This window comes from Halomonas sp. WWR20 (assembly GCF_054602495.1).
The window spans coordinates 177,206-199,713 of the sequence record NZ_JBTRHR010000005.1; the positions used below are offsets into that span (position 1 = coordinate 177,206).

The following is a 22,508-nucleotide window of genomic DNA, read 5'->3' on the forward strand; positions in this document are numbered from 1 at the left end:
GTCATGTGCCGGCCCAGGCGGGACGACACGCCATGACTCTGGAATATGTCGGGCAATCGTCGCGGTGGGCCCCGGGCAGATAGCCGGTGCTCATCAGGAACTCATTGACGATTTCCGGGCCGGTAAAGCGGAAGGTGCGCTTGAACAGGCGTACCCACTCGGGGAGAGTGAGCGGATGATGGTGCTCGAGCCACGCCTGAAAGCTACCATGTTCGCACTGTAGTGCCTGAATGACGACGGCATTGTGGATCGCGGCGTCGATCTTGCGCCGGTTGCGAATGATGCCGGCGTCATGGAGTAGCCGTTCACGCTCCTTCTCGCCATAGGCCGCGACCCGGGCAATGCGGAACTGGTCGAATGCTGCCTGGAATGCCTGACGCTTCTTGAGTACCGTCAGCCAAGATAGCCCCGCCTGGTTGATCTCCAGAACCAGGCGCTCGAACAGTTGGTCGTCATCATTCACGGGAAAACCGTATTCGCCATCATGGTAGGGCCCATGGACCGGATGAGAAGGTGCCAGATCACAGTAATCGGCCATGCGATGCCTCTATAATGAGCGGGTCCGGCTCCAGCCTGACGGATGATTGGAACAATAGTGTCACGCATGATGCCGCAATTCACTGAGATAGAAAAAGCGAGAGTCGATATGGTAATACGCTGCAACGATTTTTTTCCCGCGTTTTCCGGTCGATGGCGCCAGGCGTTGGCCACATTGACATTGGGTCTGGTGGCCGGTGTCGCCTGGGCCGGGCCGGTCGCCGAGATCTGGAAGGATCCCTACTGCGGCTGTTGCTCCGCTTGGGTCGAACACCTCGAGTCCGCCGGTTTTACGGTCCATACCCACGAAGAGCGCAACATGCCTGCGATCAAGGCCGAGCATGGCGTCCCTGCCGGATTGGCTTCTTGTCATACTGCGATGATCGAAGGTTACGTGATCGAGGGCCATGTGCCAGCTACCGACATTCAGCGTCTGCTGGAGATGGATGCCGATATCGAGGGGCTCGCCGTACCGGGCATGCCCCAGGGGTCGCCGGGCATGGAAACCGGTCGATTCGACGATTATAACGTCTATGCTTGGAACGCTGGCGGCAATGAAGCCCGAGTCTTCGAGCGCCATATTCACGAGTAAGGAGAATCTTGATGCAATATCTGCACACCATGGTGCGTGTCGCCGATCTCGACGCCTCGCTGCACTTTTACTGCAACCTGTTGGGACTCAGGGAAGTCAGCCGCATCGAGAATGACAAGGGCCGCTTCACCTTGGTCTTCCTGGCCGCGCCGGATGACGAGGCGCGGGCCCGTGAGGACAAGGCACCGATGGTCGAGCTGACCTATAACTGGGATCCCGAAACCTACACCGGCGGGCGCAACTTCGGCCATCTGGCCTATCGTGTCGAGGATATCTATGCCTTGTGCGACAAGCTTCAGGCGGGCGGCGTCACCATCAACCGCCCACCGCGTGACGGTCATATGGCCTTTGTGCGCTCACCTGATGGCATTTCCATCGAGTTGCTGCAAAAAGACCAGCCCCTTGAGCCGCAGGAGCCATGGGCATCGATGGAGAACACCGGCAGTTGGTAACGCCGACGTCCGCTAGCCGGGCGAGCGCAAGGGAGATGCGAGTCACCTGATCAGGGAGGAAAACATGGCGCTGGATGAGACCCTACGTGAGGCTTTTCGCCATGAAGCCCGTCTGCTCGAAGGCCGGGACAGTGCGGTGTATGAGAAGTATGGCAAGGATCCGCTGGAGCCGATCATCGGCGTGGGCCCGAGTGACGCCCCGCTAGGGTTTTTCGGCCGCGATCCGGGGCGCCAGGAGGTCGAGCATGGCGAGCCCTTCGTGGGCAGTGGCGGCCAGAAGGTGCGGGCGGCGCTGTATCGCCACCTCCACGGCGAGGAGTTGCCCGATTTCGCCGCCTCGCTTGACGTCGGACGGCCATTTTTCTGGGCCAATACCGTGCCCTACAAGCCCGCGGGCAACAAGGCGTGGTCGATGGCGGTCAAGAAGCGTTTTCAGCCACTCATGGCCAAGGTGCTGGTCGATGAGTGGCAGGGGCGCGAGCTGATCACGATGGGGCGCGAGGCCTTCCTGTGGTTTGGCATCAACCAGCCGCGCGAGGTCCGTCAGGCGCTGGAGGCGTTCTGGACCCGGGAAGACCGCTTCAGCGCCTGTCATGCCACTTCGCTAGTACTTGAGGATGGGCGCGAGGCGCAATTCCGCCTCGCCCCGCTGCCTCACCCCTCTCCCCTTAACCAGACCTGGTTCAAACGCTTTCCCGATCTGCTGAAACAGCGTCTCGAGGCCTGGGACGTGGCGGGGCGACTCGCCGATTCTTCAGGCCGACCTTAGGCCCTGGGGGCTAGTCTTAATCGGGGCGCAGGGCCAGTCGTCCGCTACCGAGGAACATGATGGCCAGTGCCCCGCAGAAGAACATGCCCTGAAGTTCCAGGGCCCAGCCGCCCTGTCCCGTGAGGGTCAGCAGTTGCGGGACATGGACCAGTACAATCGCCACCAGCATGTTGCCGGCCATCAGCAATGCGCCGAGCCGGGCCTGCCAGCCGAGTATGGCCATCACAGGAGCGACCAGTTCACCGATCAGCACGCCATAGGCTAGAAAAGCGGGAAGCCCATAGGCTTCCAGCATGCTGCCGATACTGTTGAGGCTGCCGGGGTCGAGCAGCTTTGAAATGCCGTGCAGCAGGATCAGGCCTCCTACCGCCAAGCGCAGGATGAGCTTTCCCAGATCGTCATGATGCCAAAGTGGCCGCATCGAGTTTCTCCATAGTATGCACCAGGTGCCATAATGTCGCGCCGTGGCACTTGGCGCCACTGGTCAAGGGCAGGCGCTTGAAAGATAGAGTAATGTTCTCTAGTCGTATATTTCAGACAGGTAATCAATTTGAAAAAAACGGCCGGCCCACACGGAGCTAATGCAGCTTGGCTTTATCCAATTATCCAGGATATGCAATGCAATAAACATTATAATTGTCGGTGTGATAGCTGATTATGTGAATTATTTTATCATATAAAAGCCTCGTGCGCCTTGTGAGAACATCAATATAGATACCCAGCTCTAGGTAGCTATGCTTTGACTCTTGTCTATGCCTGTCGTACAACAGGCCGGCCCAATGAGCTTTTCTAGTGGCAGGCTGCCGCTACGGCGGCCTATTGGAAAATCGCGCATCGACAATACTAAAGATTAGCTGTCAACGTCTGGCGGGATGTAGAGGAAAGCCAAATGAATAACGTAATTAGGTTCCTGGGAGATGCTTGGCAGCAATTCTTTCGGGCTCCCGTGCCGGTGCCTCTCGAATATCGTCGCAATTATGAAATTTTCGTTCGTATTTACCTAGTGGCGACACTAGCGCATGTTTTCTATATACCGATTATTGTATGGCTGGATTCGGATCTGCTGCTTAATTTGAACTTGATGAGCATCGCGCTCAATCTCGTAGCACTGCTCCTGCATCGGCGCGGGTCGTGCACCTCAGCCCTTATGGTACAGCTTCTTGGCGTTACCGTGCTGATTGCGATCAGCACCATAATGCTCGGGGCCGGCGCCGATTATTACTTTTTTGTTATCCTCTTCGAGTTGCTCATCAGCGATCTACGGCGCCGCGCCAAACTGGGCCTGAGTTTAGCTTTATTGGTTCTGGCGCTATGCTCGATGCATTATTCTCATTTTATGATGCCCCGTTGGCAGCACGACGCCATCTCGAGAGAAATCCTGCAAAGCGTGAATCTAGGTTCCGTGTTTCTGCTGTTCTCGTTTATTGTTGTTCAACTGTATGTCATTACTGCGCGCACCGAAAAGCGCTATCGAGTGGATGCCTCGCACGATTCGCTGACCGGCGTACTCAACCGACGGGCCGTTTTCGAGCTGGCCGGGGAGCACTGCCAGCGAGGCGCGGGGTTCGCGCTGCTGTTGCTCGATGCCGACCATTTCAAGGCCGTCAATGACAATCATGGCCATTCTGCCGGAGATGAAGTGTTGCGCCATCTGGCGATGATCTTGAAAAAGACGCTGCGTGAAGGCGACCTGCTGGGCAGAGTCGGGGGGGAGGAGTTCCTGGTGATATTACCCGGGACCGGGCGCGAGGAGGCGTTGATGGTGGCCTCCCGGCTACGCCAAGGCCTGGCGCAGCAACCCTGTCGACTGCAGAAACTGACGCTGCCGGTGACACTCTCCATGGGGCTGGCACTTTCGCGGGAGGCCACGCAGCTCAGTGAGATGATAGATTTGGCCGATCGACGCCTGTATGCCGCCAAGTCGTCAGGGCGCGATCAGCTGGTGGCCGAAGGCCATGAAGCCGGCCCTTGGGACGGAGACAAGCAGGACATCAAGGGACGGCTCGCTCAAGGCGTGTCTCAGTATCAATGCTTCTGAGGATGCCGATGGCTGTCAAGCGAAGGGCAGATGCAGGCGATGGGCAATCGTGACGATGCGCCTAACACAGCATACTGCCACGGGCGTATAAAGGATCCAGGGGAGAACCATCAGGGCGATGGCGAGCGCTCCCATGTAGACGTCACTGAACCAGTGCGCGCCGACCATGATCCGCGGCGCGCTCAGGAGCACGACGAACATGATGCTCAGCGTGCCGATCATGCGGCCGCTGAAGCGCAGCATGAAAGCGGCAAACACCATCAGCATCAAGCCGTGATCCCCGGGGAAGCTGTTACGCGAGGCATCCTTGGCGGGAATGGAGACGATATCGGTCAGGCGGTGGGCATTCTCGAAAACCAGCGTTGGGCTGGGATGGCCGTAACGGATTCCTTTGGTCGTGAACAGTGCCAGTAAGGCTGCCGTGACCAGCATGGTCAGGCCGATGCCGAACCAGCGCCAAATGCGCCCCGGTGTCTTGTCGCGCATACCGGCGATGAGAAACAGCAATGCCATGACGCCGAAGGCAATAGCGTCGAAGATCCTCAGGTTGAGGAAGGCCAGTACCTCTGTCCAGTGCCGGTGATCGACAGTGACGAATTGGTTGAAGAACCAGAATATACCATCGTCAAGACGTGACCAGACGGTTAGATAAGGCAGCCACCAAGTCACGATGAGCGATAGGCCAAGAGTATTGAGCAGCAATATCTTGCGGGATTGCATGATGAATAACCCGACAGGGAGAATTTCTCTATATTACTTTTAAGTAATCTATCAGTGAACAGTGTTTCTGTTGGGTGCGCTCAATTGCCGCTGTGCCTGAAGCGGTGAGGTCTGGAAAAGGGCATGCCCGGAAGGAAACTCTGCATGAAAGAGCCGCCCGCAGGCGGCTTCGGTTGATCGGGAGACGGTGAAAAGGGAGAGCTGCCGGATTACAGTGCTTCGATCTTGTCGCGCTGTCCGAGCAGCAGATCGCGCGTGCTCTGGGCCTCCTTGAGCTTGGCCTGTTCCTTTTCGACGACTGCCGCCGGGGCCTTGGCAATGAAGCTCTCATTGCCGAGTTTCTTCTCGACGCCCATGATCAGCTTGTCCTGCTTGTCGATCTCCTTGGCCAGGCGCGCCAGCTCGGCATCCTTGTCGATCAAGCCGGCCATCGGCACCAGCACTTCCATCTCGCCGACGCGCTGAATGGCGCTCAGCGGGGCCTGATCGGCGACCTCGAGCCAGGTGGCGCTTTCCAGCTTGGCCAGCTTGGCGAGAAAGGGGCGGTTGGCCTCCAGCCGCTGGCGGTCGCTGTCGCTGCCCTTCGTCAGCAGGGCGGTGAGCGGCTTGCCGGGAGCGATATTCATCTCGGCGCGAATGTTGCGCACGGCGACGATCACGCCCTTGAGCCATTCGATATCCTGGGTCGCCTGTTCGTCGATCCTGTCGGACTCGGCCTGCGGCCAGGGCTGGTTCATGATCGAATCCGAGCCGTCGCCACTTGTCCTGCCCGCCAGCGGCGCCACGCGCTGCCAGATCTCTTCGGTAATGTAGGGCATCATCGGATGGGCCAGACGCAGGATGGCCTCGAGCACGCGTACCAGCGTGCGTCGTGTGCCGCGCTTGGCCTCGGAAGCGGCGGCCTCGTCCCACAGCACCGGCTTGGAGAGTTCCAGGTACCAGTCGCAGTATTCGTTCCAGACGAACTCGTAGAGCGCCTGTGAAGCGTGATCGAAGCGGAACTCCTCCAGGGCCTTGGTCACCTGGGCTTCGGTCTGCTGCAGGCGCGAGACGATCCAGCGGTCGGCCAGTGACAGCTCGATGTCCTGGCCGTTCAGGCCGACGTCTTCGCCTTCGGTGTTCATCAGCACGTAGCGTGAGGCATTCCACAGCTTGTTGCAGAAGTTGCGGAAACCATCGAGACGCCCCATGTCGAACTTGACGTCGCGCCCGGTGGAAGCCAGCGACAAGAAGGTATAGCGCAGCGCATCGGTCCCATGAGGCTCGATACCTTCGCTGAACTCGGCGCGAGTCGCTTTCGCAATCTTCTTGGCCTGCTGCGGCTGCATCATGTTGCCGGTACGCTTGTCGACCAGCGTCTCCAGGTCGATGCCGTCGATCAGGTCGATGGGATCGAGTACATTGCCCTTGGACTTGGACATCTTCTGGCCCTGGCTGTCGCGTACCAGGCCGTGTACGTAGACCTGCCTGAACGGCACCTCACCGGTGAACTTCAGTGTCAGCATGATCATCCTCGCGACCCAGAAGAAGATGATATCGAAGCCGGTGACCAGTACGCTGGAGGGGTGGAAGGTGGCGAGTTCCGGAGTCCTTTCGGGCCAGCCCAGCGTGCCGAAGGTCCACAGGCCCGAGCTGAACCAAGTGTCGAGAACGTCGTCGTCCTGAGCCAGCACGATATCCGGTGCCAGACCGTATTTTTCCCGTGCCTCCGCCTCGTCGCGGGCGACATACGCATTCCCTTCGGGGTCGTACCAGGCGGGAATGCGATGCCCCCACCACAGCTGGCGCGAGATACACCAGTCCTGCAGATCGCGCATCCAGGCGAAGTACATGTTCTCGTAGCTCTTGGGCACGAACTGGATATCGCCGTTTTCGACTGCGGCGATGGCCGGCTTGGCCAGACTTTCCACGGCGACGAACCACTGATCGGTGAGCAGCGGCTCGATGACGTCGCCGGAGCGGTCGCCGTACGGCAGAGTGTTGTTGATGGTCTCGACCTGTTCGAGCAGGCCCTGGGCATCCATGTCGGCGACGATCTTGTCGCGTGCGGCGAAGCGACCGAGTCCGGCATAGGCCGCCGGCAGGGTGGCGTCCTCATCGGGCAGCGGCTGACCCTGGAGGTCGAAGATTTCGGCGTGCTCGAGGATCGTGGCATCCTTGGAAAACACGTTGATCAGGACATGGCCCTGGCGCTTGCCGACCTCATAGTCGTTGAAGTCATGCGCCGGGGTGATCTTCACGCAGCCGGAACCTTTCTCCATGTCGGCGTGTTCGTCGGCGACAATGGGGATACGGCGGCCGACCAGCGGCAGCTCGATGAACTTGCCGACCAGCGAGGCATAGCGCGGATCCTCGGGATTGACCGCCACGCCGGTGTCGCCGAGCAGGGTCTCGGGACGGGTGGTGGCGACCACCAGGTAACTCTTGCCGTCATCGGTGGTCACGCCGTCGGCGAGCGGGTAGCGGAAATGCCAGAACTGGCCCTGCTGCTCGCGGTTCTCCACTTCCAGGTCGGAGATCGCGGTGTGCAGGGTCGGGTCCCAGTTGACCAGACGTTTGCCGCGGTAGATCAGGCCCTCGTCGAACAGGCGGACGAAGACCTCCTGCACCGCCTTGTAGAAGCCATCGTCCATGGTGAAGCGTTCGCGGCTCCAGTCGACGCTGGCGCCCATGCGCCGCAACTGACGGGTGATATGTCCCCCGGACTCCTTCTTCCACTCCCAGACCTTGTCGATGAACGCCTCTCGACCCAGATCATGGCGCGACTGGCCGGTTTCGGCCGCCAGCTTGCGCTCGACCAGCATCTGCGTGGCGATGCCGGCGTGGTCGGTACCCACCTGCCAGAGTGTGTTGCGCTGCTGCATGCGTCGCCAGCGAATCAGCGTATCCATGATGGTGTCCTGGAACGCATGCCCCATGTGCAGGCTGCCGGTGACATTGGGCGGCGGGATCATGATCGAAAAGGGCTGGCCCTCGCCGGACGGCGCGAAGCGGTTGTCAGCCTCCCAGCGTTGATACCAGCGGGTTTCGATCTGTTCGGGTTGGTAGGTCTTGTCCATTGCGAGCTCTGACTGAGAAGGATGGCGCTGACCACGGCCTGACTGGCGTGAATCGCGAAATGGGGCTGATTATAGCGCCCGGCGTTGCGCGTCGCACGCCGCCCGACGCTGTCATGGATGAGGGATATCGATTTAGGGAGACTGCCGAGCGTCAGCCTACAGGTTGTGCGCCTTCACCGGATAGCCGCGCTTCTTGTAGGTCTGCCAGCAGGCGCGCTTGGTGGTCAGTACGTCCTGATGCTGATTGATGATCTCGGCGACCCGCTCGAAGCGCGAGAACCATTCGGGAATCTCGGGGTGCAGGTTGAGCATGGCTTCGATGCCCGGCTCGGGTGGAGTGTCCCAGCCGATGGTCACCGGGGGCGGCGGCTCGAGGGCGTCGGCCAGCAGACCGTGAGGGACGTAGCTGTCCGCGCGAAAGGTCCATAACCGCTCGTCGAAAGCGCGTGCCATCGCCTCGTCTTCGGCATGCACGTGCAGCCGATACCCCTTGCGATGGATGGTTTCGGCCAGCCGGCAGGCGAAATCGAGCCGGGCGTCCAGGGTGGTATCGGAGAGGATATAGAAATCGATACGGGTCATGGGTCACCAATGCAGGAGCAGTGTCGATCGCCAGCGTACGTGCCTGAATCATACTGCGGGTGGTACCGCTCCGGATGCTTGTCGCGAACGACGGCAACCGGAGCAGAGGGCCCGGCAAAACCGCTCAGGCGAGACGCATCAACCAGTCATGCGTGTCTTCGCTGCGCCCATACTGGATATCGAGCAGCCGCTTGCGCAGCGCCTTGCCGACCTCGCCACCACTGCCGGAGGTGCAGGACATGCGCTCGGTATCACTGACCAGTTCGCCGATCGGCGTGATGACGGCGGCGGTGCCACAGGCGAATACCTCGCTGATCTCGCCCGAGGCGATGCCTTCACGCCACTCATCGATGCTGATCTGACGTTCTTCGGGCTTGAGTCCCGCATCCTTGGCCAGTTGCAGCACGGAGTCGCGCGTCACCCCTTCGAGGATGGTCCCGGTGAGTGCGGGCGTGACGATGCGGCCATCGCTGAAGACGAAGAACAGGTTCATGCCGCCGAGTTCTTCCACCCACTTGTTTTCTACCGCATCGAGAAACGCCACCTGGTCGCAGCCGTGAGCGGAGGCTTCCGCCTGTGCCGTCAGCGACGCAGCATAATTGCCGCCGCACTTGGCAAAGCCGGTGCCACCGGGCGCGGCGCGGTTGTACTTCGACGACAGCCAGATCGATACCGGCTTGACGCCGCCCTTGAAATAGGCCGCCGCCGGCGAGGCAATCACGTAGTAATCGACCTCCTTCGAGGGGCGTACGCCAAGGAATTTCTCACTGGCGATCATGAACGGACGCAGATACAGGCTCGATTCCTCGGCCTCGCTGGCGGGTGTCGGCACCCAATCGATGTCCTGGGCGACCAACGCCTTCAACGAGCCAATGAACGTGTCGGTATCGAGCTCGGGCAGTGCCAGGCGCCGTGCCGAGGCACGAAAGCGCGCAGCGTTCTTCTCGGGACGAAAGGTCCACACCGAGCCGTCGGCATGACGGTAGGCCTTGACGCCCTCGAAGATCTCTTGAGCGTAGTGCAACACCGAAGCGGCTGGATCGAGGGTCAGCGGGCCATAGGGGCGAATTTCGCCACTATGCCAGCCATCGTCCAGCGTCCAGCGAACATGTGCCATGTGATCGGTAAAGAAACGGCCGAAGCCGGGGTTTGCCAGAATTTCCGCACGTACGTTCGCATCGGTGGGATTGGCGTTGGGCTTCAAGCCAAAGCCTGGTATGGACACAGTTGCATTCTCCATGGCTGCATTGCAGATAGACAAGGTGACCCGAAAACCCCCTACAACCTGTTCACGATCGTCACCCGCACCGGCGGGGCGCATAGCCAGGACGAAGTCCCTCGGCAATCGACAGACAAGCCGATTTACCGCCATGTCGCGCTGCCTGGCGGCGCCCGGCATCCCGTCGGGGGCATGAGTCCCGAGATGCACGATGGGAACAACACCGTGCAGCGGATCGGTGGTTCGTGGGCAGAGGGTAAGCATGACACAAGCACCTCACGCCGAGAAAGTCCGGCGTGAAATGCTCGCCCGGCGCTTACTCGGCGATGCTTTGGAGTTCGAGTTCCCGGTCGAGCAGGTATTGAGTCAGCAGCCCCACCGGGCGTCCGCTGGCACCTTTCTGCTTGCCCGAGACCCAGCCGGTGCCGGCGATATCGAGATGCGCCCAGGGGTAGCTATCGGCAAAGCGGGACAGGTAGCAGGCGGCGGTGATGGCACCGGCCGGGCGCCCGCCGATGTTGGCCAGATCGGCGAAGTTGGAGTCGAGCTGGCCCTGGTATTCGTCCCACAACGGCATGTGCCAGGCACGGTCCCAGGCGGTTTCACCCGCTTCCAGCAGGTCGAGGGCGAGGTCGTCATCGTTGGAGAACAGGCCGGTGGCGTGGGCGCCAAGGGCGATGACGCAGGCGCCGGTCAGGGTGGCGATATCGACCACGCTGGCCGGCTCGAAACGCTCGGCGTAGGTCAAGGCGTCGCACAGCACCAGGCGGCCTTCGGCGTCGGTATTGAGCACCTCGACGGTCAGCCCCTTGAGGGTCTCGATGATATCGCCCGGCTTGGTGGCCCGTCCGTCGGGCATGTTTTCGGCGGCGGCGACGATGGCGACCACGTTGATCTTGGGCTTGAGCGCGAGCAGTGCCTGGACGGTGCCGAATACGCTGGCCGCGCCGCACATATCGAACTTCATCTCGTCCATGTCGGCGCCGGGCTTGAGCGAAATGCCGCCGGTATCGAAGGTAATCCCCTTGCCGACCAGCACATGCGGAGCTTCCTGGCGATCATCGGCGCCGTGGTAGTGCATCACGATCAGGCGCGACGGCTCGTCGCTGCCACGGCCTACCGAGAGCAGCGAACGTGCGCCCAGCGCCTCGAGTGCCGCTTCGTCGAGGATGTCGACGCCCAGTGCCCCGTTGGACTGTTTGCCGAGCAGTTCGGCCTGGCTGGCAAGATAGCGTGGGGTACAGACGTTGCCGGGCAGGTTGCCCAAGGTGCGGGCCAGATTGACGCCGGCGCCGATGGCGGCGCCGGTCTTGACGCCCTGTTCGATAGCCTGGACATCGTTGGTGTCACTGATCAGCAGTGCCACTCGGTTCAGGCGCGGGGCCGGCCCCGGCGCTGATTTGAACTGGGTGAAGCGGTAAACGGCACGCAGGGCGGCCTCGCTGGTCATACGGGCCTTCCAATCGCTGGTGCGCTCCTCGATGGGGATGTCGGTAAAGGCGACGGTCACCTCGTCGCTCGGCAGTTTGATCAGGGCGGCGAAGGCAGTATCCAGCGCCTTGATCAAGGTCCCCTCGTGGCATTTGCCACGTTCACCCAGCCCCACCAGCAACAGACGTTCGGCGCCGAGTCCCGGTGCGAAGGGCACCAATTGAACGTTGCCGAGTCCGGGATCGAAATCGCCGCGTTCGATCAACTGTCCGATCAGCCGCTCGCTGGCGTCATCGAGCTTGTCGGCTACCGGCAACAGATCGCCGTCCTTGAACACCGGAACCACGAGACAAGCCGTTTCGACCTTGGCGGGATTAACGGTGAGTACGGGAAATTCCATGACATCTCCACACGACAAAGGCTTCAGCCACGCTACGGTCTCTTCGCGAGACAACTGTGCGTGGATTCTGGATAATGCCGGCACGTCGCCGGCGCCGAATGTCCTCAGTGTACGCAAAGCCACGCGGCAATGCATGAAGCGCACGCAGGGATTGCCACGCAGGACACTCGGTGTCTTCATGGAAGCTGTCTTGAGCGCCGGAAGCCGACCCGGGAGAGAAGATTGATCGTATTCCGTTATCTGACACGCGAGATTCTCACCACCATGGCCGCCGTGGCCGGCGTGCTGTTGCTGGTGATCATGGGCAGCCGTTTCATCCGCTATTTCAGTCAGGCGGCCGAGGGCGACATTCCCGCCAGTATTCTCGGCACCCTGATGCTCTATCACCTGCCCGGGTTCATGCAGCTGATTCTGCCGCTGGCATTCTTCCTGGCGATACTGTTGGCATACGGCCAGCTCTATCTCAATAGCGAGATCACCGTTCTGGTGGCCTGTGGCATCAGCCCCAACCGCCTGCTGCGCGTGACGCTGCTGCCGGCATTGCTGATCGCGGTGGTGGTCGGAGTCTGCAGCCTATGGCTGACACCGGCGGGTGCCCGGCACAATGAAGTGATGCTGGAAGAGCAAAAGAGCCAGCTGGATTTCTCGGTACTGGCGCCGGGGCGTTTTCAGGGGCTCGGCGGCGGGCGGACCGCCTATACCGAAAATCTCAGCGACGACCAGTCGCGCATGGAAGGGGTGTTTATCAGCGAGCGCCAGGAGCGCGGCGACGGCATTCCCGAAGCGGTGGTCACACGGGCCGCAGGCGGCTACCAGACCGTCGACAGCGACACCGGCAGCCGCTTTCTCGTGCTGACCGACGGCGAGCGCTACAGCGTCGAGCCAGGCAACCGCATCGCCGAACGACTGCAGTTCGAGACGTATGCCGTACGGTTGTCGCGGGGCGATGAGATGGCCGAGCTGGACGCTGCGGAGCTCACCAGCACTCGCGGCCTGCTCGCCAGCGATACCCTTGAAGCGCGGGCGACGCTGCAGTGGCGCCTGGCGCTGCCGCTGATGGTGCCGATTCTGACCCTGCTGGCGCTGCCGCTGGCCCGGGTCAACCCCCGCCAGGGGCGTTTTGCCAAGTTGCTGCCGGCGATCTTCCTGCATATCAGTTACCTGAGCCTGCTACTCGCCGCTCAGGATGCCATCGAGCGCGGCGCCTTGCCGGTAAGCATCGGCATGTGGCCGATCCATGCCGTCTATCTGCTATTGGGTGTGTGGCTGATGCGCCGCGCCCAACTGGGAGGAGCGCGCTCATGATGGTAGATCGTCTCGATCGCTACATCGCACGCAACGTGCTGGGGGCCATGTTGGTGGTTCAGGTGCTGATCCTGGGGCTCGATCTGGTGATCTCGTATATCAATGACCTGGGCGACGTGGCGGGAAATTACGGTGCGCTGGACGTGTTGCTTTACCATATGCTGCGCCTGCCCTGGCGCTTCTATCAGTACGTGCCGGTCGGCGTGCTGATCGGCGCTCTGATCGGCCTGGGAGCGATGGCTTCGAGCAATGAGCTGACCGTGATGCGCGCCGCCGGTCGTTCCCTGGTAAGAATCCTGTGGGGCGTCATGAAGCCGCTGGGTGTGGTCATTCTGCTGACGATGGCGATGGGCGAGTTCGTCGCGCCAGCGTCCGAGCAGTACGCCGAAGCCTGGCGGCTCGAGCAGCTCGAGGGCGAGGGCGCGATATTGACCGAGCGTGGCGGCTGGCAGCGCGAAGGAGACGATTTCTATCGTTTCGGGGCGATCCGTGCCGACGATACCGTGCTCAACCTGACCCGCTACCACTTCACTGGGACGACGCTCGACGAGGCGGTATTCGCCGAGCGGGCGGTGTGGAGTGATGGTGGCTGGAAGCTTCAGGACGTGCAGGTCACCCGTTTCATGCAGGACGGTACTGTCAGCGAACATTACACGACGCGGCCCTGGGAGACCGCGCTATCACCCGACCAGCTCAACCGCCTGCTGCGTCCCGTCGACAGCCAGGCGCCCAGCGAGCTGTGGCGCTATGCGCAGTACCTGAAATCCCAGGGCGTGGAGGCGACCCAGCCGTTGCTGTTCTTCTGGCAGAAGATACTGCTGCCGCTGACGCTGGCGGCGTTGGTACTGGTCGCGGCATCGTTCGTGTTCGGGCCGCTGCGCAGCGTGGCGGCAGGAACGCGGGTATTCTACGGCGTGATCGTCGGGCTGACCTTCAAGTATCTCCAGGATCTGCTGGCGCCGGCCTCGATGATGTTCGGTTTCTCTCCGGCCTGGGCGGTATTGGTGCCGACCCTGGCGAGCTTCGCGCTGGGGATCGCCATGCTGCGGCGTACTGGCTGACAGCGTGTCTTCAGGCGAACATGATGGCCTTCAAGGAGTATGACCATGCGGCGCTTCATGCATCTCGACGATACCTATCCACCGGGACTGCTACGGCGCCTGGGCGCGGTGCTCTATGATTTTCTCATCGTGATCGCCTTGTGGATGCTGGTGGGCTTCATCGGCGTGGCCCTCAATCATGGCGAGGCCAACGAGAGCCCGTTGCTGCACAGCGCACTGTTCGTCGTGAGCTTCGTCTTCTTCGCTTTCTTCTGGATGCGCAGTGGCATGACCTTGGGCATGCAGGCCTGGCGGCTTCGCGTACAGAGCGTGGAGGGCCATTCCCTGACGCTTCCCCAGTGCCTGGTGCGTTTCATGGTGGCCTGGGTCTCGCTGTTGGCCTTCGGCCTGGGCTATCTCTGGGTGCTGTTCGACCGCGAGAAGCGCAGCTGGCATGACATTGCCTCGGGAACCCGGGTCGTGGTGCTGCCCAAGGGCGCTCGATAGCGCGGCGGTGATCGCCAGGTCATGGCTGGCGACGGGCTTGAGGCTTCGGTAATAGACGAAGTGATAGGGGCCGACGGCTGGAAAAGTGGCCAAAGCCAGCCATGCTGAGAAGCGGTGCGCAACAGCCGCCTCGCGTTCGCGTGGCTCATAACAATCGCGCGCTGCAGGCCACAAGGAGACTCGCCATGATCTACGCTCGTCCCGGTGCCGAGGGCGCCGTCATCGCATTCCAATCCCGTTATGAAAACTTTATCGGCGGCGAATGGGTGGCACCCAGCGACGGCCGCTATCTCGACAACATCACGCCGGTGACCGGGGAGGTGTTCTGCCAGATGCCTCGCTCGTCCGCGGCGGATATCGACAAAGCCGTCGCGGCGGCGCACAAGGCCGCTCCCGCCTGGGGCAAGACACCGCCCGCGGCGCGGGCCAACCTGCTGCTCAAGATTGCCGAACGGGTCGAGCAGAACATCGAACGCCTGGCGATTGCCGAAAGCTGGGACAACGGCAAGGCGGTACGCGAGACGCTGGCCGCCGATATTCCGCTAGTGGTCGATCACTTCCGTTATTTCGCCGGCTGCCTGCGCGCGCAGGAGGGCGGGATCAGCGAAATCGACGAGCATACCGTGGCCTATCACTACCACGAACCCTACGGCGTGGTGGGGCAGATCATCCCCTGGAACTTTCCGATTCTGATGGCGGCCTGGAAGCTGGCGCCGGCGTTGGCGGCGGGGAACTGCGTGGTGCTCAAGCCTGCCGAGCAGACTCCGGCCTCGATCAACGTCTTCCTCGAGCTGATCGGCGACCTGATCCCGCCGGGGGTGCTCAACGTGGTCCACGGCATCGGCGAGGAAGCCGGAGAGGCCCTGGCCACTCATGAAGGCATTGCCAAGATCGCCTTCACCGGCTCCACCCCGGTGGGCAGCCGCATCATGGCCAACGCCGCCAAGCGCGTTATCCCCGCGACGCTGGAGCTGGGCGGTAAATCGCCCAACCTGTATTTCGAGGATGTGCTGTCACATGGCGATGCCTTCGCCAGCAAGTGCATCGAAGGTTTGCTGATGGCGTTCTTCAATCAGGGTGAAGTGTGTACCTGTCCCTCGCGGGCGCTGGTACACGAGTCGATCTACGACGAATTCATAGCCCGGGCCATCGAGCAGGCCAAGACCATCCGTCAGGGCAATCCGCTGGATACCGACACGCAGATCGGCGCCCAGGTATCCCAGGAGCAGTTCGACAAGATCCTGTCCTACATGGATATCGGCCGCGAGGAGGGCGCCGAGTGCCTGATCGGCGGTGGACGGGCCAACATGGAAGGTGAACTGGCCAATGGTTTTTACGTGCAGCCCACCATGCTCAAGGGCAAGAACACCATGCGCGTCTTTCAGGAAGAGATCTTCGGGCCGACCCTGGCGGTAACCACCTTCCGTGACGAGGCAGAGGCGCTGGCGATCGCCAACGACACCCAGTTCGGCCTGGGGGCCGGTGTCTGGTGTCGGGACATGAATCGTGCCTACCGCCTGGGGCGCGGCATACAGGCCGGGCGCGTGTGGACCAACTGCTATCACCAATACCCGGCGCATGCCGCCTTCGGCGGCTACAAGAAGTCGGGCATCGGTCGCGAAACCCACAAGATGATGCTCGACCACTACCAGCAGACCAAGTGCGTGCTGGTGTCCTACAGCGACGATCCCATGGGACTGTATTGAGCCCCGCAAGGCGCATGCACGGCCCGTAGGGCCAGAGCCACAACCCCGCCTGGGCGGGGTTTTTTATGGCAGCGATAAATATTTTTCATTTAGACGAAAATGCAGTTGCAATGCTTTATGCGAATCATTTACATTCGTTATGCAAAGACGAGCGAGGTGATCCGATGTATGTCTGCATCTGCAAGCGCGTAACCGACCGCACGATTCGCGAAACTGTCAACGATGGCGCACGTAGCTGGCGTGAAGTCCAGCAAAGCACCGGGTGTGCCACGCAATGTGGTAAATGTGCCTGCCTGGGCAAGAAGATCGTCAATGAGGCGGTGGCGCGCGAGTTGATGGAGGCTTCGGATCTGGCCTATGCCGTTTAAGCCATTTTTGCAACGGCCTGTTGCAGGTTATGCGACCGAGGATCTGCGTTTGGCCGCCGCGATAGTGTCACGATAGGGGGCAAGCTTGGCTCTTCGCCGCTAGACGCTTGACTCTTCGCCGCTAGAACAGCGGCTTGCGTATACAGCGCGAATCGTTTGCTTTTTATGTGAGCTATCATCCGCTAACGCTTCGTACATTGTGAATGCTTCGCAGTTGCGCGAAGATGGCTGCAAGATGTTGTCATAATTCGACTTTTTCATGTTTTTGCGCGATACTCCCCTCATCGGTCAGAAGGGGTGCGCCAGCGTGCGCCCGTTATTTATGTAAGGTTAAGGGAGCGCAATCATGAAAGGTGACGCCAAGGTTATCGAGCATCTCAACACCGTCCTCGGCAACGAGCTGGTGGCCATCAATCAGTATTTCCTGCATGCCAAGATGTACAAGGATTGGGGTCTCAAGGGCTTGGCCAAGTGGGAGTATGGCGAGTCCATCGAGGAAATGAACCACGCCGACAGGCTGATCGAGCGCATCCTGTTTCTGGAAGGCCTTCCCAATCTGCAGGATCTCGGCAAGCTGCACATCGGCGAGAACACGCGAGAAATGCTCGAAAGCGATCTGCTGATCGAGCACGAAGGCCGCGCCGACCTGATCGAGGCGATCACCTACAGCGAGCAGGTCCGCGACTATGTCAGCCGTGACTTGTTCAAGAGCATTCTCGACGACGAAGAAGAGCATATCGATCATCTGGAAACCGAACTGGGTCTGATCGACAAGGTTGGCCTCGAGAACTACATGCAGCATAAGATGAACGAAGAAGGATAAGTTGCGCTAGCGCCGGGGCGGAGCCATCCGCTGCCCGAGTACGCTGATCGCCCGCCCTTGGTCACAAGCGGCGGGTTTTTCATGTCTGGTATCGACCCGCGCCATTTCGCATCGGCTGACTCCTGGCCACGGCTTCCGGCGGCTATATCAGGGCCTTGTCGAGTCGAACATGTTCTAGACTGCGTAAGCCGCCTTGGGTGTGGATACTCGCGCAGCGCACCACGCCTGGCCAGGGCAGACAGAACTCACTCAGGGATGCAGTGACGCATGGCGGAATTGAACATTGCGTTAGTCACGATAGGCGGCGTGGTGCTGGTGTTGGGCTTGCTGAGCCGTTTCTTGAACCGCTCCTGGCAATCGCCTCCGCTATTGGCCTTTTGCGTCGGAGTTGCCCTCGGGCCGCTGGGGCTGGGGTGGTTGGACTCGGCAACCTGGCCGCATCCGCAGCGTCTGATGGAGGAGGCTGCGCGGTTGGCGCTGGGGATTACCCTGATGAGCATGGCGCTGCGACTGCCGCCGCGGTATCTGTTCATGCATTGGCGCGAAGCGCTGATCCTGGGCGGCATCGTCATGCCGGTCATGTGTCTGGTCGGTGTGGGGCTCGCTAGTGTCCTGCTGGGGGTACCGTTGATCGTGGCTCTGCTGATGGCGAGCAGCATCGCTTCCACCGATTGCGTGGTCGCCTCGTCCATCGTCTCGGGCGATGTGGCCCGGCGCAACATGCCGGGAGGCTTTCGGCACATGCTGCCGATGGAATCGGGCGTGAACGTGGTCTATCCGGTGATGATGCTCGCGGTGCTGCTGACCCGGCCGGGAGATGCGCCATGGTCGACATGGTGGCTGCACGTGCTGCCCTGGGAGGTGGGAGGCAGCGTTGTGCTGGGCATCTTGCTCGGGCTGGGCGTGGGACGCGCGCTGCGCTGGGCGGAAAGTCGTCACTTGATCGATCAACCGTCGTTTCTCTCGCTGACCGTCGCGCTGACCTTGCTGGTGCTGGGCGCGAGCAAGTTGCTCGACATGGCCAACATGTCGGCGGTATTTGCCGCGGGGGTGGCCTTCGACCAGCAGGTCGGCGGTAATGAGCGCAGTGAGGCCGAAAGCCTCCAGGAAACCATCAATCAACTGGTCATGCTGCCGGTATTCGTACTGCTGGGGGTAATGGCCCCCTGGCACGCATGGGCGGACCTGGGAATCCATGGAGTGTGGTTTATCGCCGCGCTGTTCATGCTGCGGCGCTTGCCGGTGATTCTCGCGCTTCGCCCGCTGCTCGGGCCCTGGCGGGACTGGCGTACCGCCTGTCTGGCCGGATGGTTCGGCCCCATCGGGGTCTCGGCGCTGTACTACTCCTCGTTGATCATCACCAAGACGGGAGACGATATCGCCTGGAAGGTTGGCAGCCTGGTCGTGTTGGTATCGCTGGTGCTGCATGGCATGAGCGCAACACCTTTGGCCCGGCTTTACGGCCGCTCGCAGACAGGGCAGCGTCCGTAGACGCGATGGTACTGATAGCGGTGCTTTCGATCAGATGACAAGGAGAGAAAATATCTCATGCAGGATGACAGGAGCCACGCCGCAGCCACGATTCCACCGGAGCCATTGCCGCGCAGTTTCTACGCCCGCCCCAGCCTGATCGTCGCCCGTGAGTTGATCGGCTGCCACCTGGTGCGTGAAACCGGCGACGAGCGTCTCGTCGGACGGATCGTCGAAACCGAGGCCTACGGCGGCGCCGGAGACAGCGCCAGCCATGCGTCGCGCGGCCATACTCCGCGTACCGCCACCATGTTCGGGCCGCCGGGGCATGCCTACATCTATCTGATCTACGGCATGTACGACATGCTCAACCTGGTTACCGAGATCGAGGGCGAGCCCGGTGCGGTACTGATTCGTGCCATTACGCCACTGACGGGGGAGGCCTCGATGATTGCCCGGCGCGGCGGCAAGCGCGGGCGCGAACTGGCCAACGGCCCCGGCAAGCTGGTGCGGGCGATGAGCATCACGCTGGCTGAGCTCAACCGCCATGATGTCTGCGCGGGCAACCGGCTATGGGTGGAGGCCGGGGCGCCGGTGGGGGCCGCCGACATCGTCGCCGGGCCGCGGGTGGGCATCGATTATGCCGAGCCCGAGCATCGCGACGCGGCTTGGCGGTTCCGGCTCGCGCCGCAACTGGTGTCTAGCCGAGGTCGTTGACCAACAGCCTTTCCACCTGGGCGATCCGCTCGGACAGCAGGGCATCGTTGTCGGCAAGAAGCGTAATGTGTCCGATCTTGCGGCCGGCACGGGGCGCCTTGCCGTAGTCGTGCCAGCGGGTACCGGGAATGGCAAGTACCGCATCCCGATCGGGGAAGGCGCCGATCACATTGAGCATGGCGCAGGGCACGAGACGCTCCGTGGCGCCCAACGGCAGACCGCTGATCGCTCGCAGATGGTTCTCGAACTGGCTGGTGGCGGCGCCCTCGATACTCCAGTGACCGGAATTGTGCACCCGCGGCGCGATCTCGTTGGCCAGCAGCGCATTGCCGACGACGAAGAACTCGAATGCCATCACGCCCACATAGTCGAGTGCGTCGAGTACGCGAACGGCATACGCCTCGGCGCGCGCTTGCAGGGCGTGGTCGGGCTGGGGAATCGAGCAGTGCAACATGCCCTGGCGGTGCTCGTTGCGCACCAGCGGCCACACGCGATGCGTCCCGGTGCGATCGCGTACCGCTATCACCGAGACTTCATAATCGAAATCGACAAAGCCTTCCAGAACCAACGGCACGCCACCGAGTTCGGCGAAGGCGCCGCTGACGTCGGTGGTCTCGCGCAGCACCTTCTGTCCCTTGCCGTCGTAGCCCAGGGTGCGGGTCTTGAGCACCGCCGGCAGGCCGATCTCGGCCACCGCCGCGTCAAGCTCAGGCTGCGTGTCGATCTTCGCCACCGGGGGAAGCGGAATTTCCAGCGAGCGGAACAGCGATTTCTCGGCCCAGCGGTCGCGCGCAGTGGCCAACGCCTCGGCGGGGGGAAAGGCCGGACGCTGTTCGGCCAGCTGCGTTACGGTGTCGGCGGGCACATTCTCGAACTCGAAGGTCACCACATCGCTGTTGAGGGTCAACAGCTCGAGCGCGGCGCCATCGCTCCAGTCGGCTTCCAGGTGACGCCCATGCGCGGCGGCGCAGGCCGAAGCCGATGGGTCGAGGAAAGTGAAGCGAAAGTCGAGCGGGGCGCCCGCCTGGGCGAGCATGCGGCCCAACTGGCCGCCGCCGATGATGCCGATACGCATGACTTAGTTCTCTTGTGGCTCGGGTTGGCTGGGGTCGGGGGCATCGAGCACCTTGCGCGTCTGTTCGGCGCGGTATTGCTCCAGGGCGGTGCGGACCTCGGGATACTTGTTGCCGAGCATGGCCGCCGCCAGCAGGGCGGCGTTGATCGCCCCGGCGCGGCCGATCGCCAGGGTGCCGGTGGGAATGCCGGCAGGCATCTGTACGATCGACAGCAACGAATCAACGCCACTGAGCATGCTCGACTGCACCGGTACGCCGAGTACCGGCAGGCAGGTCTTGGCGGCCGCCATGCCTGGCAGATGCGCGGCGCCACCGGCCCCGGCGATGATGATCTCGAGACCCCGCTCGGCCGCGGTGGCCGCGTAGTCGAACAGCAGGTCCGGGGTGCGATGCGCCGATACCACCTTGATCTCGTGGACGATGCCCAACTGCTCCAGAGTCTCGGCGGTATGACACATGGTCGCCCAGTCGGACTTCGATCCCATGATGACGCCTACCAGTGCGTTCATGCTTCCTCCGCTCAGTGCTCGGCCGGCCGGCGGCGAGTGCTATTCGGCTGGGTTGATGCGACTCGTCGGCGGCCGGGAAAATCGGTCGCGCAGTATAGCATCGCCCTGCCGAGGCGGCATGTCACGATCCGTGGCTCGTCTAGGAAAAGGCGGTTTCCAGCTCGAAACGCGATACCGGTTCGCCCTGCACCTCGACCGTCTCGATGAACATGCTCAGCGGCCGCACCCATAAGCCATAATCGCCGTATAGCGCGCGATAGACCACCAGCGTCTCCTCGGTCTCGCTATGCCGGGCCACGCCGAGCACCTCGTAGCGTTGGCCCTTGTAGTGCTGGTAGATGCCCGGCACGGGCAGGCGGACGTCACGTTTCATGGGAAGACTCCTCGGGGGATGACGCGGCGCGTGCCGCCAGGCGGGCCAACACGCGCGAGGCGGCGACGAAGCCGAAGCTGCCGGTAACGAAGGTGGCGGCGCCGAAGCCGCTGGCGCAATCCAGGCGCGTCGCCTCGCCGCCACCGGGTTTCTGCAGGCACACCTCGCCATCGCCGCTTGGGTAGATCAACTGTTCGTCGGAATAGACGCACTCGATGCTGTAGCGACGCTTGGGATTGCGCGAGAAGCCGAAGTCGCGCCGTAGCCGCGAGCGCACCTTGGCCAGCAGCGGGTCATGTTCGGTACGGGTCAGATCGGCGGTACGAATGCGTGTGGGATCGGTCTGGCCGCCGGCAGCCCCGGTGACGGTGATCGGAAGTTTGCGGCGCTTGCACCAGGCGATCAATGCCGCCTTGGCCACCACGCTGTCGATGGCATCAATGACATGATCGGCGTCCTCGGGGATGCGCTCGGCGAGATTGGTCGGGGTGACGAAGGCGGTATCCGCCACTACGGTGATGCCGGGGTGGATCGCCCGGCAGCGTTCGGCGAGCACGTCGACCTTGGGGCGGCCGATAGTGCCATCGAGAGCGTGCAACTGACGGTTGATGTTGGAGACGCAGACATCGTCGAGGTCGATCAGCGTGAGCTTGCCGATCCCGGCGCGCGCCAGCGCCTCCACCGCCCAGCTGCCCACACCGCCCACGCCGATCACCACCACGTGGGAGTAGCGAAAGCGAGAGGCGGCACGGGCGCCATACAGGCGGCGAATGCCGCCGAAGCGGAAATCGTAGTCGTCGTTCATGGCGTCCTGT

At 61.9% G+C, this 22,508-nt stretch carries 23 protein-coding genes; 12 read left to right on the plus strand and 11 right to left on the minus strand.

From position 1 onward, the window contains the following. Position 1 precedes the first annotated feature (1 nt). The gene (locus ACW4DH_RS11260) at positions 2-538 is read right to left on the minus strand and encodes a DNA-3-methyladenine glycosylase I (protein ID WP_459636493.1); all 537 of its coding nucleotides are present in this window, start codon (positions 536-538) and stop codon (positions 2-4) included. A gap of 108 nt (positions 539-646) precedes the next feature. Here ACW4DH_RS11260 and ACW4DH_RS11265 point away from each other — a divergent pair, with 108 nt between their 5' ends. From ACW4DH_RS11265 to ACW4DH_RS11275, 3 genes are all read left to right on the plus strand, one after another. Beyond that, a complete protein-coding gene (locus ACW4DH_RS11265) occupies positions 647-1,129 on the plus strand; it encodes a DUF411 domain-containing protein (RefSeq protein ID WP_459636494.1) in 483 nt (160 codons plus the stop codon). Between the two features lie 11 nt (positions 1,130-1,140). Further along, positions 1,141-1,581, plus strand: a complete 441-nt coding sequence (locus ACW4DH_RS11270) for a VOC family protein (RefSeq protein ID WP_459636495.1) — start codon at positions 1,141-1,143, stop codon at positions 1,579-1,581. Positions 1,582-1,645: 64 nt separating this feature from the next. Then, positions 1,646-2,350 carry a uracil-DNA glycosylase family protein gene (locus ACW4DH_RS11275; protein WP_459636496.1) on the plus strand — a complete coding sequence of 235 codons (705 nt, stop codon included), beginning with the start codon at positions 1,646-1,648 and terminating at the stop codon, positions 2,348-2,350. A 16-nt stretch (positions 2,351-2,366) separates the two neighbouring features. Here the strand turns inward: ACW4DH_RS11275 and ACW4DH_RS11280 are convergent, their stop codons facing one another. Further along, entirely contained in the window at positions 2,367-2,771 is a 405-nt protein-coding gene (locus ACW4DH_RS11280; RefSeq protein WP_459636497.1) for a DoxX family protein, read from the minus strand. 966 nt (positions 2,772-3,737) lie between these two features. Between ACW4DH_RS11280 and ACW4DH_RS11285 the strand changes: the two genes are divergently transcribed. After that, positions 3,738-4,388: a GGDEF domain-containing protein gene (locus ACW4DH_RS11285; protein WP_459636498.1), complete on the plus strand. Its 651-nt coding sequence runs from the start codon at positions 3,738-3,740 to the stop codon at positions 4,386-4,388. A 15-nt stretch (positions 4,389-4,403) separates the two neighbouring features. On the opposite strand, the gene ACW4DH_RS11290 is transcribed toward ACW4DH_RS11285, so the two are convergent. From ACW4DH_RS11290 to ACW4DH_RS11310, 5 genes are all read right to left on the minus strand, one after another. Then, entirely contained in the window at positions 4,404-5,108 is a 705-nt protein-coding gene (locus ACW4DH_RS11290; RefSeq protein WP_459636499.1) for a phosphatase PAP2 family protein, read from the minus strand. Between the two features lie 209 nt (positions 5,109-5,317). Continuing rightward, positions 5,318-8,167: a valine--tRNA ligase gene (locus tag ACW4DH_RS11295; RefSeq protein ID WP_459636500.1), complete on the minus strand. Its 2,850-nt coding sequence runs from the start codon at positions 8,165-8,167 to the stop codon at positions 5,318-5,320. 156 nt (positions 8,168-8,323) lie between these two features. Beyond that, the gene (locus ACW4DH_RS11300; protein ID WP_459636501.1) at positions 8,324-8,749 is read right to left on the minus strand and encodes a DNA polymerase III subunit chi; all 426 of its coding nucleotides are present in this window, start codon (positions 8,747-8,749) and stop codon (positions 8,324-8,326) included. Positions 8,750-8,873: 124 nt separating this feature from the next. Continuing rightward, positions 8,874-9,989: a branched-chain amino acid aminotransferase gene (locus ACW4DH_RS11305; RefSeq protein ID WP_459636670.1), complete on the minus strand. Its 1,116-nt coding sequence runs from the start codon at positions 9,987-9,989 to the stop codon at positions 8,874-8,876. A 295-nt stretch (positions 9,990-10,284) separates the two neighbouring features. Further along, positions 10,285-11,799, minus strand: a complete 1,515-nt coding sequence (locus ACW4DH_RS11310) for a leucyl aminopeptidase (RefSeq protein ID WP_459636502.1) — start codon at positions 11,797-11,799, stop codon at positions 10,285-10,287. 222 nt (positions 11,800-12,021) lie between these two features. Between ACW4DH_RS11310 and lptF the strand changes: the two genes are divergently transcribed. From lptF to ACW4DH_RS11350, 8 genes are all read left to right on the plus strand, one after another. Continuing rightward, a complete protein-coding gene (gene lptF, locus ACW4DH_RS11315; RefSeq protein ID WP_459636503.1) occupies positions 12,022-13,104 on the plus strand; it encodes an LPS export ABC transporter permease LptF in 1,083 nt (360 codons plus the stop codon). Next, positions 13,101-14,165, plus strand: coding sequence for an LPS export ABC transporter permease LptG (gene lptG / locus ACW4DH_RS11320; RefSeq protein ID WP_459636504.1), 1,065 nt, complete (start codon positions 13,101-13,103; stop codon positions 14,163-14,165). The genes lptF and lptG overlap by 4 nt, the downstream gene beginning before the upstream one ends. Positions 14,166-14,210: 45 nt before the next feature. Further along, the gene (locus ACW4DH_RS11325) at positions 14,211-14,651 is read left to right on the plus strand and encodes an RDD family protein (RefSeq protein WP_459636505.1); all 441 of its coding nucleotides are present in this window, start codon (positions 14,211-14,213) and stop codon (positions 14,649-14,651) included. 185 nt (positions 14,652-14,836) lie between these two features. Next, entirely contained in the window at positions 14,837-16,357 is a 1,521-nt protein-coding gene (exaC, locus tag ACW4DH_RS11330) for an acetaldehyde dehydrogenase ExaC (RefSeq protein WP_459636506.1), read from the plus strand. Between the two features lie 65 nt (positions 16,358-16,422). After that, the gene (locus ACW4DH_RS11335; protein WP_459636507.1) at positions 16,423-16,725 is read left to right on the plus strand and encodes a (2Fe-2S)-binding protein; all 303 of its coding nucleotides are present in this window, start codon (positions 16,423-16,425) and stop codon (positions 16,723-16,725) included. 346 nt (positions 16,726-17,071) lie between these two features. Further along, entirely contained in the window at positions 17,072-17,548 is a 477-nt protein-coding gene (gene bfr, locus ACW4DH_RS11340) for a bacterioferritin (protein WP_459636508.1), read from the plus strand. A gap of 267 nt (positions 17,549-17,815) precedes the next feature. Then, positions 17,816-19,039, plus strand: a complete 1,224-nt coding sequence (locus tag ACW4DH_RS11345) for a cation:proton antiporter domain-containing protein (RefSeq protein ID WP_459636509.1) — start codon at positions 17,816-17,818, stop codon at positions 19,037-19,039. Positions 19,040-19,096: 57 nt separating this feature from the next. Beyond that, positions 19,097-19,735: a DNA-3-methyladenine glycosylase gene (locus ACW4DH_RS11350; RefSeq protein ID WP_459636510.1), complete on the plus strand. Its 639-nt coding sequence runs from the start codon at positions 19,097-19,099 to the stop codon at positions 19,733-19,735. Here ACW4DH_RS11350 and ACW4DH_RS11355 read toward each other — a convergent pair. From ACW4DH_RS11355 to tcdA, 4 genes are all read right to left on the minus strand, one after another. Beyond that, the gene (locus tag ACW4DH_RS11355) at positions 19,719-20,810 is read right to left on the minus strand and encodes a 5-(carboxyamino)imidazole ribonucleotide synthase (protein WP_459636511.1); all 1,092 of its coding nucleotides are present in this window, start codon (positions 20,808-20,810) and stop codon (positions 19,719-19,721) included. The genes ACW4DH_RS11350 and ACW4DH_RS11355 overlap by 17 nt on opposite strands. A gap of 3 nt (positions 20,811-20,813) precedes the next feature. Continuing rightward, the gene (gene purE / locus ACW4DH_RS11360; protein WP_459636512.1) at positions 20,814-21,320 is read right to left on the minus strand and encodes a 5-(carboxyamino)imidazole ribonucleotide mutase; all 507 of its coding nucleotides are present in this window, start codon (positions 21,318-21,320) and stop codon (positions 20,814-20,816) included. A gap of 139 nt (positions 21,321-21,459) precedes the next feature. Further along, the gene (locus ACW4DH_RS11365; protein WP_459636513.1) at positions 21,460-21,693 is read right to left on the minus strand and encodes a DUF1653 domain-containing protein; all 234 of its coding nucleotides are present in this window, start codon (positions 21,691-21,693) and stop codon (positions 21,460-21,462) included. Further along, positions 21,683-22,498 carry a tRNA cyclic N6-threonylcarbamoyladenosine(37) synthase TcdA gene (tcdA, locus tag ACW4DH_RS11370; protein ID WP_459636514.1) on the minus strand — a complete coding sequence of 272 codons (816 nt, stop codon included), beginning with the start codon at positions 22,496-22,498 and terminating at the stop codon, positions 21,683-21,685. Before tcdA ends, ACW4DH_RS11365 begins: the two co-directional genes overlap by 11 nt. Between the last annotated feature and the right edge of the window lie 10 nt (positions 22,499-22,508).